Consider the following 13,441-nt stretch of genomic DNA (forward strand, 5'->3'; position numbering starts at 1 on the left):
CGCCGGCGACGACGTGCGGCCGAATCCGACTCCTTCGCCGACCTCTTGCCGGCGGCGGCGCGGAAACAGGGTGTCCCCACTGCGCGGCGCCCAGCACGCGTACCGGATGGCCGTGAACTCTCCCAATCCCGAGGCGGCATTCGAGCGGGTCATCGCGACACGGCACCCGGAGTTCGCGCCCATGGCACACACATGCCTGATGGACTCACGCCGCCAACGGGGCTGATTTCCATCTCCGCTCGCGCGTTGTCGTCAGCCATGGCGACACCTTCCGAAGTCGGGGATCGTCCTGGCTCTGACCGTACGCCGCGCTTGGCTCGTCGAATCGCCGGATTGTCCTCATGGGATATCGAGGATGTTCGCGCAGGCCACGGCGTACCGTTCGCGGATCGCCGGCACGGCGTCCGCCTCGTGCGTCTCGACCTGCCCGACCGTCCACGACGGCGGTCGCTGCCCGCCCGACAACACCCAGGCCGCCTGACGGGCGGCGCCGTCGGCGACGTACTCCCCCAGTGGTGGGACGAGCACGGGGCGGCCGAAGACTGTGGGAGCGATCCGGCGCACCGCCTCCGAGCGGGCGCCGCCTCCGACCAGGATGACCCGGTTGACCGTCATGCCCTGCTCGATCATTGCGTCCAGCCCGTCGGCGAGGGCGCACAGCATGCCCTCCACCGCCGCGCGGGCCAGGTGTGCGGGGGTCGAGGTCCGCAGGGTCAGGCCGTGCACGGCTCCGGTGGCGTGCGGGCGGTTCGGTGTGCGCTCGCCCTCCAGGTAGGGCACCAGGACCAGCCCGTCGGCGCCCGGCGGTGCGGACAGCGCCAGCGCCGACAGCCCCGCGTGGTCCACTCCCAGCATGGTCGCGGCCGCGTCCAGCACCCGGGCGGCGTTGAGCGTGCACACCAGCGGCAGGAACCGGCCGGTCATGTCGGCGTACCCGGCCACGATCCCGCTCGGGTCCGCGGCCGGCACCTCGGAAACGGTGGACACTATGCCGGAGGTGCCGATCGACACGATCACGTCGCCAGGCTCGGCACCGACACCCAGCGCCGCCGCGGCACAGTCGCCGGCGCCGGGGCCCAGCGGCGCGCCGGTGCGCAGGTGCCCGGCCTGACCGGTCGGCCCGAGCACCTGCGGCAGCAGCACGTCGTCGCGGCCGAACGCCAACCGGAGCAGGTCCAGGCGGTACTCATCGGTCGCGGCCGACCAGTATCCGGTCCCGCTGGCCTCGCTGCGGTCGGTGCGCAGCGCATCGAGGCCCGGTGCGCCGGACAGCCGCCAGGTCAGCCAGTCGTGCGGCAGACACACCGCGGCTGTACGGGCGGCGTTGCCCGGCTCCGCCGAGGCCAGCCAGCGCAGCTTGGTGACGGTGAAACTGGCCACCGGTACCAGGCCGACCGCCTCCGCCCATGCTCGCTGTCCCGCCTCGCCACCGCCGAGATCCGAGATCAGGTCGGCGGCGGCGCCGGCCGAGCGGGTGTCGTTCCACAGCACGGCGTCCCGGACCACCGCGCCACCCTCGTCCAGGCACACCATGCCCTGCTGCTGCCCGGCGATCGAGGCAGCCGCCACGTCGTCCAGTCCGCCGGCCTGTGCGACCGCGTCGGACAGTGCGGCCTCCCACGCGGCCGGCGGCACGGCGGTGCCGACGGGGTGCGGTGCGCGACCTTCGCGCACCAGCTTCCCGGTCTCTGCGTCGCGGATGACGACCTTGCACGACTGGGTCGACGAGTCGACCCCGGCGACGAGGGGCATCGTTCCTCCGGGGGTTGTCGGGTGAGGGTCAGGTGGCGCGGTTGGTCGGCAGGGGGCGCGACCAGATGGCCGGCGGCGAGCTGGTCGCGCAGATGAATCCGAGGCCCTCGGCACCGGCCGTGTCCGGGGGCGAAGCTCTAGAATGCTTGGTTTATTTGTCGGGCGGCTGAATTATCTCGGTTGCGCCAGGTGTGTTGTCAAGATCATGGCGCAGCTCGCAGCGGGTTACCCAGGCTGGTCATCGGTGACGTCAACAACTGCCCCGAAGAACGGCAAGCTCAAGGGCAAGCAACCCAAACTGCCCGAACCCGCCCGGGACATCGGAGCACGCGGCCCGGCGGCCCCTCGTCGCTCGGGGGCCGCCGGGCCGTGCATGAGGCGTCACCCGGTCTTGCTGTCCAGGCTCGGGCCCTGGTCCTGCTTCTCCGTGCCCGTGTCGAAGCTGGGCCCCTGGTCCGGCTTCCCCGTGGTACCGCCGTCAGCCGGCACCGGCATCGAGGTGGGCTCGCACTGCGACACCGCACCCTGGACGATCTGCAGCGTGGTCGCGAACGGAGGCCTGTCGTCGCCGTCCTCGCTCTTCGAGACGGTCAGCACCAGCGTGGATCCCGCTGGCACCTGCCCCTTCTCGATCTTGAAGCTGATCCCGTCGCCCTGCCGCCCGATGCTCGCGGCGAACCGCCCGGAGCCGCCACCTCGCGTGCCCCGCGGCTGCTTGCAGGTCTGCCCCTGCGGCAGGTAGTCCACCACCGCCTTGACCCCTGCCCCGGCCAGCTCGGCCTCCAGCCCGTCGGGATCGGTGAACGCGTGGATCTCCACGCTGACCCCGCCGTCGGCGCCCCTGGTCACCGCGTAGGCCGGGCCGCCGACGACGCCGGTCGCCACCACCACCGCGGTGGTGGCCGCCGCGACCCCCGTCACCGCGGCGGACAACCTCACCGATCGCCGCCGGAAGCCGTCCCGGGCCGGCGCCACAGTCGTCATCTTGTCCTCCGCCTTCCTGCTCGTGATCTCTTCCTTGAGTGCACCGAGAAGACGATCTTCGAAGTTGCTCATGCCCGTCCTTCCGAATACACAGCCGATGGCGAGGTGAAGTGTTCGAGGGCACGCCTGGCCCTGTGCAGCCGGACTCGCGCGGTGACCTGCCTGATGCCCAACGCCTCGGCGGCCTCGGTGACGGTGAGCTGATCGATCGCCATGAGCTCCAGCACCGCGCGCTCGCCCTCGGACAGGCCCCTCATGGCCTCCAGAGCGCTGCGCATCTGACGCTCGGCGTCGATCCGCTCCTCCATCCGCGCGAGGTCGTCGTCGTCCATCAGGCGGCGCCCCGCCAGGCGACCGGTCGCCCGCGCCTCCCGCGTGGCCCTGCGAAACTGGGCCGACACGACATTGCGCGCGATGCCGTACAGCCAGGCGATCTCGCTGCCACGCCCCGGCGTGTACGTGTCCGCGGAATCCAGAACCGCCAAGAAGATGTCCGCCGTCAGATCGGCGGCGAGGTGAGGATCGCTCACCCGCCGGACCACGAACTTCAGCACGGCATCGATGTGGCGGCGATAGAAGGCCTCAAAGGCCGCAGGGTCTTCGTTGAGGCGCACCAGCCTCGCTCCCTTCGTCGTTCGCCCTTACACCCGTACTTGGACCGGGCGACACGAAGCGTTTCCTCGCGGGTCACAGGGCCGAGGAACGCGGAGCCGGCGGCCATGCTTCGGGCCGCGACGACCACGCCCCGACCCACGCCCGCACAGAAGGCTCCGAAAGCTCCACCATGTCCGCCCCTGCGCTCACATGCGCAGCCCCCGGTCGGGGCCCTTGGTGGTGGGTGGGAGGGTGTCCGGTCGGCCACGCCCTGCTCGATCCAGGCGCGGGCCATGCCGGCGACCCGGTGTACGAGCTGCTCCTCCTTTGCGCACCAGCCGGCGGGGCCGGCCTCGTCGTCGTAGCCGGCTCTGTTTCCGCCTTCCAGGCTGCTGGAGAACGAGGGCCGCCTGGACCAGCTCGAGGTGTTCGTGGTGCCGTTGAGGGTCCAGGCGGAGATGACGCGGGCGGCCGCGATGCCCGACCCGAGGTTGTCGCCACGCAGCCGGCCGTTGGGACCGCCGGACTTGCAGTTCCATACCAACAGGTCCGCGTCCACCACGGCCCGGCGATCCAGCACCGGGTGGAGGCTGAGCCGTAGCAAGGACCGCCGGTCAGTGGGTGCGGGTGGCCGAGACGGTGACGTTGTGGGTCCACCACGCGCTGCCGGGCGCGGAGTAGACCGGTGACCACGTCGTGGCGTGGCCCGTGCACGCCCGGTCCGCCGCCAGGAACACCACGCAGGCAGTCTGCGAGCCGTTCTCGACGGCGAACATGGGCGCGTGCCGCCCCGGCCCGAGGCGGTAACCAGGTCCTACCGGCCGGGCTCTCCGGCGCCCAGGCGCTCGGTGAGCTCGTCCTCGGACATGCCCTCGACCATGAGCCAGATCTCGGCGACCGCCTCCAGCCTGCCGGGGGTCTCCTCGAGCTCGGTGAACCGCTGGGCGACGCGTGACACGGTCCGCTCGGTGAACAGCGCGCGCAGCGGGAGCGAGGAGGCGTCGAGCGCCTCGCGCAGCCGCGCGATGACGGTGGTGGCCAGCACCGAGTCGCCGCCGAGCGCGAAGATGTCGTCGTGCGCGCCGACCCTCGGCACGCCGAGCACCTGGCCGACGATCCGGGCCAGCACCCGCTCCAGCGCGCTGCCCGGGGCGGTGTAGGGCGCGCCCGTCTCCCCGGCCGCCGCGGTGACGAGGGCGGCGAGCGCCCTGCGGTCCACCTTGTTGTTCGCGGTGAGCGGCAGCGCGTCCAGGGTCACCAGCAGGTCCGGGACCATGTGCGGGGGCAGCAGCTCCCGTACGTGGGCGAGCAGTTCCTCGGTCCCGGTCTCCCCCGCCTCCTCGGCGAGCACGACCGCGGCGGCCAGCCGCGAGTCGGCGAGCAGGCCGACGGCGCGGCGTACCCGGGGGTGGTTCTCCAGCGCGGTCTCGACCTCGCCGAGCTCGATCCGGAACCCGCGCACCTTCACCTGGTGGTCGCGTCGCCCGAGGAACTCCAGCGTGCCGTCGGGCCGGTAGCGGGCCATGTCCCCGGTCCGGTACCAGCGGGTGCCCTCGTGGACGACGAAACGGTCGGCGGTGCGCTCGGCGTCGCCGCTGTAGCCGTCCGCGACGCCCGCGCCGCCGATCCACAGCTCGCCCTGCGCCCAGTCGGGGCGGTCGCGCCCGGCCTCGTCCACGACCCGGCAGGCCACCCCGCGCAGCGGCACGCCGTACGGGATCGCCGTCCAGTCGGCGGGCACCTCGCCGTCGACCTCGATCACGGTCGAGTGGATGGCGGTCTCCGTCGTGCCGCCGAGTGCGACGAACCTGGCCCCCGGCGAGCGTTCCCGCAGCAGCGCGGGCAGGTGCGTGCCGACCCAGTCGCCGCCGAGCAGGACCAGCCGCAGGCTGGGCGCGGGGCCGGTCTGCAGCAGCATCTCCAGCACCGACGGCACGCAGTTCAGCACGGTCACCGACCACCGCCCGACCAGTTCGGCCCAGCGGGTGGCGTCACGGCGGTCGTCCTCCAGGGGGATCGCCACGGCGCCCCCGCGGGACCAGAGGGCGAACAGGTCGAACACCGACAGGTCGAAGTCGAGCGCCGACACGGCGAGCGACACGTCCGCCTCACCGATCGAGAACCGCTCGACCAGGTCGCCGATCGTGTTCATCGCGGCCCGGTGCGAGACCTCGACGCCCTTGGGCTCCCCGGTCGAGCCCGAGGTGAACAGCACGTAGCCGACCTGGTCGGGGGGGACGGGCACCGGCCCGTCCAGCGGGGCGGGGTGCGTCACGGCCGAGGTGAGCGAGACCGCGACCCCGGCCGTCTTGAGGATCCTCTCCCGCCGGGCGGCGGGCTGCCCCGCCCCGACGGGCACGTACGCGGCCCCGGCCGCCAGCGTGCCGAGCACCGCCACCGCCTGGTCGGGCCCCTTGGGCAGCTCGACGGAGACCCGGTCTCCCGGCCGCACCCCCCGCTCCACGAGATGGGCGGCGACGCGCAGGGCGCGGTCGGCCAGCTCGCCGTACGTGAGCGTGCCGCCGGCGTCACCGGTGCCCCAGTGCAGCGCCGCGAGGTCGGGGGTGCGGCGCGCCCGCGCGAAGAACTCCTCGTGCAGCGTCCGCGCGGGCAGCGCCGGCTGGGCGTTGAGCTCGTGCCGCAGGCGCAGCTGGTCCGGCGAGGCGCCGATCCGCAGCGGCTCGGCCCAGTCGGCGTCCGGCGCGCCGAGGCGGGTGATCGCGCCCGTGTAGGCGGCGAACATCGCGTCGGCGACGCCGTCGGGGAAGGCGGGGTCGCGCACGTCCCAGTTCAGCAGCAGCCCGCCGGAGACCTCTGTGACCTGGGCGTCGAGGAGCACCTGCGGCCCCTGGGAGATGATCCACTCCGGCTCTCCGAAGCTGCGCCGCGCCCGGTCGCCGAACAGCTCGCCGAGGTTGAGCGCGCTGGTGTAGACGATCGGCGCGAGCACCTGCTCGCCCCGCGCCCGCGACAGGTCGCGCAGCACCTCCAGGCCGGAGTAGTCGCTGTGCTCGCCGGCCGTGTGCAGCAGCGCCTGCAGCTCGCGGGCGCGCTCGGTGAACGGCAGCTCCCGCGACAGGTCGGCCTCGAGCAGGATGGAGCCGGTGAAGTCGCCGACCAGGGCGTCCACGTCGGGGTGGATCGGCTCGCGGTGGAACAGCGGCAGGTTCAGCAGGAAGCGCGGGGTCGCCGACCAGGCGCCCATCACCTCGGCGAAGACGGCGGCGAGCGCCATCGCGGGGGTGACGCCCTCCCGGTGGGCGCGGGCGATCAGCCGCTGCCTGTCCTCGGGGGCGAGCCAGTGGTGTTTGCGGACGACCCGGTCGCCCGGCTGCGGCACGACCGGCAGTTCCGGTGGCCCGGGCAGCTCGCCGAGCCGCTCGCCCCACCAGCGCCGGTCACGGGCGCGGGCCTCGGCGCGCGGGTCGGCGGCGAGGTAGCGCGCGTAGCTGTAGCCGATCGGCGGCAGGCTCTCGCCCTCGTACAGCGCCGCGAGGTCGGCCAGCAGGGTGCGGTAGCTCATCGCGTCGGCGGCGACCATGTCGACGTCCAGGTGCAGCCGCGCCGTGCCGGACGGCAGCAGGCTCAGCCGCGCGTCGAAGACGCGGCCCGTCTCGATGGGGAGCCGCTGGGTGGACATCTCGGCGCGCAGCCGTTCCAGCTCCTCACCGGGATCCGGCACGGCGCGCAGGTCGTGCACCGTGACGGCGGGTCCAGGCCGCTCCGGCAGGACGCGCTGGGTCCCGTCGTCGGAGATCGCGGCCCGCAGCATCGGATGCCGCTCGACGAGCGCCACGACGGCCGCCTCCAGCCGGGCGGGGTCGATCTCACGTCCGTCGAGTTCCACGTAGAGGTGCGCGGCGACGGAGCCGAGCGACTGGCCGGAGTCGCGGCCGATCCAGTAGGCGTGCTGCATGAGCGCGAGGGGGAACGGCCCGTCGTCCGGCTCCGCGGCTTCCCGCCGCGTGCCGAGGCCGGCGCCGGAAGCGCCGTCGAGGACGGAGCCGGGGACGGGGACGGGGGTGGGGGCCGGAAGCGGATGCGGTGCGATGGCGCCGCGCTCGTCGAGCAGTTCCCACCACTCGGCCAGCGTGGGCCGCCGCGCGAGTTCGGCGAAGCCGACCTCGACGCCGAGGCGGCGCAGGCGGCCGGTCAGCCCCATCAGCTGGATCGAGTCCATGCCCAGCTCGATGAGGTTGTCGTGTGCCTCTACCTGCTCTCCCAGCAGTTCTGTCAGCGAACGGTGCAGTTCTTCCCTGGTCAGCACGGAACTCCCCTTAAGTCAGGTAAGGCTAACCTAATTTAGGAGGGTTCACTCGTCAACGCGCGTCTCATGACAACCCAGACGATCCCGGACACGCGGTCTCTCGCCCCTCGGCCGGCCAGGACGTCCGGCACGCCGTCACCGCGAAACGCGAGTCCCTCACGCCCGCCCTCTCATCCCCTCGGTCGACAGCAGCCAGACCAGGTAGACGCCGCCGAGCACCCCGGTGACCACGCCGACCGGCACCGCGACCGGCAGGTGCAGCGTCACCAGGTCACTGAACACGAGCAGCGCGGCGCCCATCAGCGCGGCCGGTACGAGCTGCGTGCCGGGCCTGCCGGTGAGCCCGCGCGCCAGCTGCGGCGCGGCCAGCGCGACGAACGGGACGGGCCCCACCGCCGCGGTCGCCACCGCCACCAGCCCCACCCCGACCACCACGAGCACGGCGCGCGTCCGCTGGACCGGCACGCCGAGCGCCTGCGCCGCGTCGTCCCCGAGCTCGCCCATCCGCAGCCGCCTCCCGAGGGCCAGCACGACCGGTACGAGCACCGCCACGGCCACGGCGAGCGGCCACGCATGCTGCCAGCCCCTGCCGTTCAGGCTGCCGGTGAGCCAGAACGCCGCCTCGTACGCCTCGCGCAACTCGGCGCGGGTGACGAGGTAGGCGTTGAGCGCCTCGAGCATCGCGGCCGCGGCGACCCCCACCAGGACCAGCCGGTAGCCGTGCACCCCGCCCCGGTAGGCGACCAGGTAGACGGCGAGCGCGGTCAGCACCGCGCCGAGGACGGAACTGGCCGCGATGGCGACGGCGCCGCCGCCGACGACGAGGATCTGCAGCAGCGCGCCGGTGGCCGACCCCGTGGTGAACCCGATGATGTCGGGGCTGCCCAGCGGGTTGCGCGTGATGCTCTGGAAGACGGCCCCGCTCAGGCCGAGCGCCGCACCGGCGAGCAGGCCGGTGATTGCCCTGGGCAGGCGCAGCGTGAGCACGATGAACTCCGTGGCCCGGTCCCCCTGCCCGGTCAGCACCCCCACCACCTCGGTGAAGGAGATGGGGAACTCACCGCTGCCGACCACGGACACGGCCGCCCCCAGGGTGGCGGCCACCAGCACGGCGCACACCACGACGACGCGCGGCTCCCACCGCAGGGACACCGTCCCGACCCGCAGGACACGACTCATGCTCACAGCTGGGGAACCCTTCCGCGACGGACCATCAGTGCCAGGAGGGGAGCGCCCAGGAACGCGGTGACGATGCCCGTCTCCAGCTCACCGGGCGCCGCGACCACACGTCCCGCGATGTCGGCGGCGAGCATCAGCACCGGCGCCAGCAGCAGCGAGTACGGCAGCACCCAGCGCTGGTCGGGACCGACCAGCGCCCGGACCACGAAGGGCACCGCCAGCCCGACGAACGCGATCGGCCCCACCGCCGCCGTGGCGGCACCGCACAGCACCACGACCGCCAGCGCCCCCAGCGCCCGTGTCCGGCCCGGCCGGGCACCCAGCGCCCGCCCCGTGTCCTCCCCGAGGGCCAGGGCGTTGAGCGGGCGCGCCAGGCAGAGCGCCAGCACCGTCCCCGCCAGCAGGAACGGGCCGATCTGGACGAAGACGGCGAGGTCGCGCCCGGACAGCGAGCCCACCTGCCAGAAACGGAAGCTGTTGAAACTGCGCGGGCTGAGCAGCATCATCCCCGCCGTCAGCGAGCTGAACACCGCGTTGATCCCGGCGCCCGCCAGGACCAGCCGCGCGGGGGTGGCGCCGGAACGGCCGCGCGACCCGACCAGGTAGACCAGCAGCGCGGCTCCGGCGGCCCCGAGGAACGCCGCCCACACGTAGACGAGGACGTCGTCCACCCGGAACAGGCCGATCACCGTCACGACCGCCACCGCGGCACCGCCGTTGACGCCGAGCAGGCCGGGTTCGGCGAGGGGGTTGCGGGTCAGTGCCTGCATGAGCGCGCCCGCCAGTCCGAGCGCCGCCCCGACGGCCACCCCCAGCAGCGTGCGCGGCAGCCGCAGCTCCTGGATGATCAGGGCGCCCTCCGAACCGTCCGGGGAGAACACTCCGGACAGGGCCTGGTCGAGCGGGATCTGCTTGGCGCCGATCACGATACTGCCCAGCACGGCGAGCAGCAGCAGGCCGCCGAGCAGGCACAGACCGGCCAGCCGTTTGGGGAGATACGCGCTCTTTACGGGAGGAGGCACACGCTTCAAGTTAGCCTAACCTAACTGAGGTGTCGACGAACGGGCCGGGCGACACGCACGACTCCCCCCGGCCTCCGGAGCCGGGAAGCACGGTCACGCCCGCTCCGGGAAGCACGGTCACGCCCACCCCGCGACGGGCCACGGGAAGGGCACCGCGACACCAAGAAGCCCCCGGACACGCGCACCGGAACCCGTACGCGACCCGCGGGTTCCGTACCGTGCACGAAGGTGGCCACGCCGGATCGGGCGGCGGCACCCGCGTCCGGAACGAACCGAGGTGGTGCGGCCCTCCGGAATGGAGGCACGCTTTTTCGGGTGCCTCCGTCGCACGAAGCACGACCATGGAGATGGTGACATGACACGTCCGCCGGTCCCGCCCTTCACCCTCGAAACCGCCGTCCTGAAGGTCCGGCTGGCGGAGGACGGGTGGAACACCCGCGACCCGGAGAAGGTCGCCCTGGCCTACACCCCGGACTCCCGCTGGAGGAACCGCGCGGAGTTCGTCGACGGGCGGGACGCGATCGTCGCGTTTCTCCGGCGCAAATGGACCAGGGAGCTGGAGTACCGGCTCGTCAAGGAACTGTGGGCCTTCGACGGGAGCCGCATCGCCGTGCGTTTCGCCTACGAGTGCCGCGACGACTCCGGCAACTGGTTCCGCTCCTACGGCAACGAGAACTGGGAGTTCGACGAGGAGGGGCTGATGCGCGCGAGGCACGCGTCCATCAACGACCTTCCGATCGCGGAGGCGGACCGCAGGTACCACTGGCCTCTGGGACGCCGCCCGGACGACCATCCGGGACTGAGCGACCTGGGTTTCTAGGGAAAGCTCGCGGAGCCGCGGGCGGGATCGCGCTCCGGCGTGTTCCCGCGCTCCCGGCCGTGGACGAAAGACCCGCTTTCCAGGGACCTCGGCCCCTGCCTCGGGACCCGCCGTCGCGATGGAATGGGACCACTCGCCACCGTCCTCACCTTCTCGTTGGGAGATGTCATGACCGAACGCATAGCGACCCCCGGTGACCTGGGCAGGCGGGTGGCCCGGCTGCGTGACTCCCTGGGTCTGAGCCGCGAGCAGCTGGCCGACCGGGCCGGGGTCGACATCGGGTACGTGGGCTACCTGGAGGAGAGCGCGGCCTCGCCGGCGGCGGAGACCGTGAGCCGGCTGGCGTCCGCCCTGGAGGTCGGCGTCGAGGAGTTGCTGGGCGCGGCGGCGAACCTGCCGCCCGGTCGCGGCCGTCCCGCCGCCGGGTCCCTGCTGGAGAGGCTGACGGAGGAGGAGTGCCTGCGGCTGCTCTCCCCCGGCGGGGTGGGCCGGGTGGCCTTCAACGATCCGGGAGGACCGGCGATCCTGCCGGTCAACTACGTGATGCGCGAAGGCTCGATCATCTTCCGTACCGCCTTCGGCGGGCCGCTCGACGACAATCTGCGCACGGGTGTCCGGGGCGTGGAGCTCAAGATCGGTTTCGAGGTCGACCGGATCGACGAGGCCGGTCGCGCGGGCTGGAGCGTGCTCGTCCGGGGCGGCGCCCACCACGTCTCCTCCGCCGAGGAGCATGCCGCCGCGGAGGCCTCCGGTGTCCGGGCCTGGGCGGGCGGCGACCGCGAGCTGTACGTCACGATAGTCCCCGCCGAGATCACCGGCCGCCGCATCCGGCACGCCCCCTGAGCGCGTACGGCCGCGCGGGGGCGACACCAGGGACCTTGGTCCCTACCTGTGAGGTCACGAGGGGACTAGCGTTCGAGTCATGATTCGTGTGTTCCTGGTCGACGATCACGAAGTGGTACGGCGGGGCGTGGCCGCGCTGCTGGAGTCCGAAGGCGACATCGAGGTGATCGGCGAGGCGGGGACCGCCGAGTCCGCGGTGGCCCGCATCCCGGCGCTGCGGCCGGACGTCGCCGTCCTGGACGTGCGCCTGCCCGACGGCAGCGGGGTGGACGTGTGCCGCGAGGTCCGCTCCAGGGTGCCGGGGCTGGCCTGCCTGATGCTGACCTCGTTCGCCGACGACGAGGCCCTGTTCAACGCGGTGATGGCCGGCGCGTCCGGCTACGTGCTCAAGCAGATCCACGGCTCGGACCTGGTCGGCGCCGTGCGCACGGTGGCGGGCGGCCAGTCGCTGCTGGACCCGCAGACGACCTCGGCCATGCTGGCGCGGTTGCGCGAGCAGGCCACCCGCAAGGACCCCCTGGAGGCGCTGACGGATCAGGAGCGGCAGATCCTGGAGCTGATCGGCGAGGGCCTGACCAACCGGCAGATCGGCGAGCGGATGCATCTCGCCGAGAAGACCGTCAAGAACTACGTCTCCAACCTGCTGGCCAAGCTCAGCATGGACCGCCGCACCCAGGCGGCCGCCCTGTCGGCCCGGTTGAAGGCCCATCGGCGGAACTGACGGCGCCTCCGTCCCCGACCGGCGACGGCTCCTTCCTGAACGGCGGAGGTTCCGTCCCTGAGCGGCGACGGCTCCGCGCCCGACCGGCGGGGGGGGAGCCGGTGCCCCGGGGGTCACCCGGTGTCCCGCGAACCGTCACCCTTCCGCTCGAGCGGGACGCTCCACACCAGCCGGGTGCCGCCCCCCTCCGGTGTCCCGGTGCCGAGGAACCCGCCGAGGTCCTCGGCCCGTGTCTGGAGGTTGCGCAGCCCGCTGCGCCTGCCGTCGGCGGGAAGGCCGGCGCCGTCGTCCGTCACGGTGAGGACGAGCCGCTCCTCGCCGAGTTCCACCGACACGTCCACCTCGGAGGCCCTGGCGTGCCGCACCACATTGGACAGCGCCTCGCGCAGTACCGCTGGCAGGTGCTCGGCGATCTCCGGGGGAACCCCGGTGTCCAGCCGTCCTTCCATGATCAGGCCCGGCATGAAGCCGAGGTGGCCGCGCGCGCCCTCCACCAGGGCGACGATCTGGGCGCGCAGGCCGGCGTCGTCGTCGCCGGGGGTCTGCAGGGCGAAGATGGTCGAGCGGATCTGCCGGATGGTCTCGTCCAGCTCGTCGATCGCGTTACGCAGCCGCTCTGAGGCCTCGGGCCGATCGACGAGCCGTACCGTGCTCATCAGCGTCATGGCCACCGCGAACAGCCGCTGGATCACCACGTCGTGCAGGTCCTTGGCGATCCGGTCGCGGTCCTCCAGCAGTCCCAGCCGCTCGGCGTCCATCCGCCTCTCCGCCAGTTCCAGGGCGATCGCGGCCTGGCCCGCGAAGGAATGCAGGGTGCGTATCTCCGCCCGGTTGAAAGGGACGCGGCCCTGACGCTTGCCCAGCGACAGCACGCCCCGAACCCCTCCCGCCGCGCCGAACGGCACCGCGGCCACCGGGCCGAGCGAGACGTACTCGGCGATCACGATCGAGACCTCGGTCTCGGCCGGGTCGGTGACCGTGACCGGCTCACCGCCGGTGAACGCCAGGCCCGCCAGGGACCCGGCGATCGGGGCCTCCGCGTCCACCACCCGCCCGTGGTTCTCGCCGTCGGCGACAACGACCCGCAGGACCCGCCCGGTCTCGTCCGGCAGCAGGACCGCCGCGATGTCGGCTCCGGCCATCTGCCGAGCCCGCCGCGCGATCAGCGTGAGCACCCGGCTGGGTTCGGCGCCCGACAGCAGGCTGGTGGTGACCTCCGCCGAGGCCTGCAGCCACATCTCCCTGCGCCGGCTCTCCTC

At 72.9% G+C, this 13,441-nt stretch carries 11 protein-coding genes; 3 read left to right on the top strand and 8 right to left on the bottom strand.

What is annotated here, in order from left to right; genetic code table 11:
• Positions 1-339 precede the first annotated feature (339 nt).
• From ACTOQ3_RS31825 to ACTOQ3_RS31855, 7 genes are all read right to left on the bottom strand, one after another.
• A complete protein-coding gene (locus tag ACTOQ3_RS31825; RefSeq protein WP_440087132.1) occupies positions 340-1,752 on the bottom strand; it encodes a xylulokinase in 1,413 nt (470 codons plus the stop codon).
• A gap of 381 nt (positions 1,753-2,133) precedes the next feature.
• Entirely contained in the window at positions 2,134-2,808 is a 675-nt protein-coding gene (locus ACTOQ3_RS31830) for a hypothetical protein (protein WP_440087133.1), read from the bottom strand.
• Positions 2,805-3,350 (bottom strand): RNA polymerase sigma factor, encoded by a 546-nt coding sequence (locus ACTOQ3_RS31835; RefSeq protein WP_440087134.1) that lies wholly within the window; start codon positions 3,348-3,350, stop codon positions 2,805-2,807. The genes ACTOQ3_RS31830 and ACTOQ3_RS31835 overlap by 4 nt, the downstream gene beginning before the upstream one ends.
• Positions 3,351-3,944: 594 nt before the next feature.
• Positions 3,945-4,106, bottom strand: coding sequence for a hypothetical protein (locus tag ACTOQ3_RS31840; RefSeq protein ID WP_440087135.1), 162 nt, complete (start codon positions 4,104-4,106; stop codon positions 3,945-3,947).
• A gap of 38 nt (positions 4,107-4,144) precedes the next feature.
• Positions 4,145-7,597: a non-ribosomal peptide synthetase gene (locus ACTOQ3_RS31845; protein WP_440087136.1), complete on the bottom strand. Its 3,453-nt coding sequence runs from the start codon at positions 7,595-7,597 to the stop codon at positions 4,145-4,147.
• Positions 7,598-7,753: 156 nt separating this feature from the next.
• The gene (locus tag ACTOQ3_RS31850; RefSeq protein ID WP_440087150.1) at positions 7,754-8,776 is read right to left on the bottom strand and encodes a FecCD family ABC transporter permease; all 1,023 of its coding nucleotides are present in this window, start codon (positions 8,774-8,776) and stop codon (positions 7,754-7,756) included.
• A 2-nt stretch (positions 8,777-8,778) separates the two neighbouring features.
• Positions 8,779-9,798, bottom strand: coding sequence for a FecCD family ABC transporter permease (locus ACTOQ3_RS31855; protein WP_440087137.1), 1,020 nt, complete (start codon positions 9,796-9,798; stop codon positions 8,779-8,781).
• Between the two features lie 355 nt (positions 9,799-10,153).
• Between ACTOQ3_RS31855 and ACTOQ3_RS31860 the strand changes: the two genes are divergently transcribed.
• From ACTOQ3_RS31860 to ACTOQ3_RS31870, 3 genes are all read left to right on the top strand, one after another.
• Positions 10,154-10,618: a nuclear transport factor 2 family protein gene (locus tag ACTOQ3_RS31860; RefSeq protein ID WP_440087139.1), complete on the top strand. Its 465-nt coding sequence runs from the start codon at positions 10,154-10,156 to the stop codon at positions 10,616-10,618.
• Positions 10,619-10,786: 168 nt separating this feature from the next.
• Positions 10,787-11,461, top strand: coding sequence for a pyridoxamine 5'-phosphate oxidase family protein (locus ACTOQ3_RS31865; RefSeq protein ID WP_440087140.1), 675 nt, complete (start codon positions 10,787-10,789; stop codon positions 11,459-11,461).
• A 79-nt stretch (positions 11,462-11,540) separates the two neighbouring features.
• A complete protein-coding gene (locus ACTOQ3_RS31870) occupies positions 11,541-12,182 on the top strand; it encodes a response regulator (protein WP_440087141.1) in 642 nt (213 codons plus the stop codon).
• Positions 12,183-12,295: 113 nt separating this feature from the next.
• On the opposite strand, the gene ACTOQ3_RS31875 is transcribed toward ACTOQ3_RS31870, so the two are convergent.
• A partial coding sequence (locus ACTOQ3_RS31875; RefSeq protein ID WP_440087142.1) for a GAF domain-containing protein occupies positions 12,296-13,441 on the bottom strand: 1,146 nt, incomplete at its 5' end.

It is taken from the genome of Streptosporangium sp. LJ11 (genome assembly GCF_051918945.1).
Taxonomy (GTDB): domain Bacteria; phylum Actinomycetota; class Actinomycetes; order Streptosporangiales; family Streptosporangiaceae; genus Streptosporangium.

Excerpts from the sequence above, each read along its gene's own strand:
- ACTOQ3_RS31840 (WP_440087135.1), bottom strand. The coding sequence starts at position 4,106 with ATGTTCGCCGTCGAGAACGGCTCGCAGACTGCCTGCGTGGTGTTCCTG.
- ACTOQ3_RS31850 (WP_440087150.1), bottom strand. The coding sequence starts at position 8,776 with ATGAGTCGTGTCCTGCGGGTCGGGACGGTGTCCCTGCGGTGGGAGCCG.
- ACTOQ3_RS31830 (WP_440087133.1), bottom strand. The coding sequence starts at position 2,808 with ATGAGCAACTTCGAAGATCGTCTTCTCGGTGCACTCAAGGAAGAGATC.
- ACTOQ3_RS31825 (WP_440087132.1), bottom strand. The coding sequence starts at position 1,752 with ATGCCCCTCGTCGCCGGGGTCGACTCGTCGACCCAGTCGTGCAAGGTC.
- ACTOQ3_RS31860 (WP_440087139.1), top strand. The coding sequence starts at position 10,154 with ATGACACGTCCGCCGGTCCCGCCCTTCACCCTCGAAACCGCCGTCCTG.
- ACTOQ3_RS31865 (WP_440087140.1), top strand. The coding sequence starts at position 10,787 with ATGACCGAACGCATAGCGACCCCCGGTGACCTGGGCAGGCGGGTGGCC.
- ACTOQ3_RS31870 (WP_440087141.1), top strand. The coding sequence starts at position 11,541 with ATGATTCGTGTGTTCCTGGTCGACGATCACGAAGTGGTACGGCGGGGC.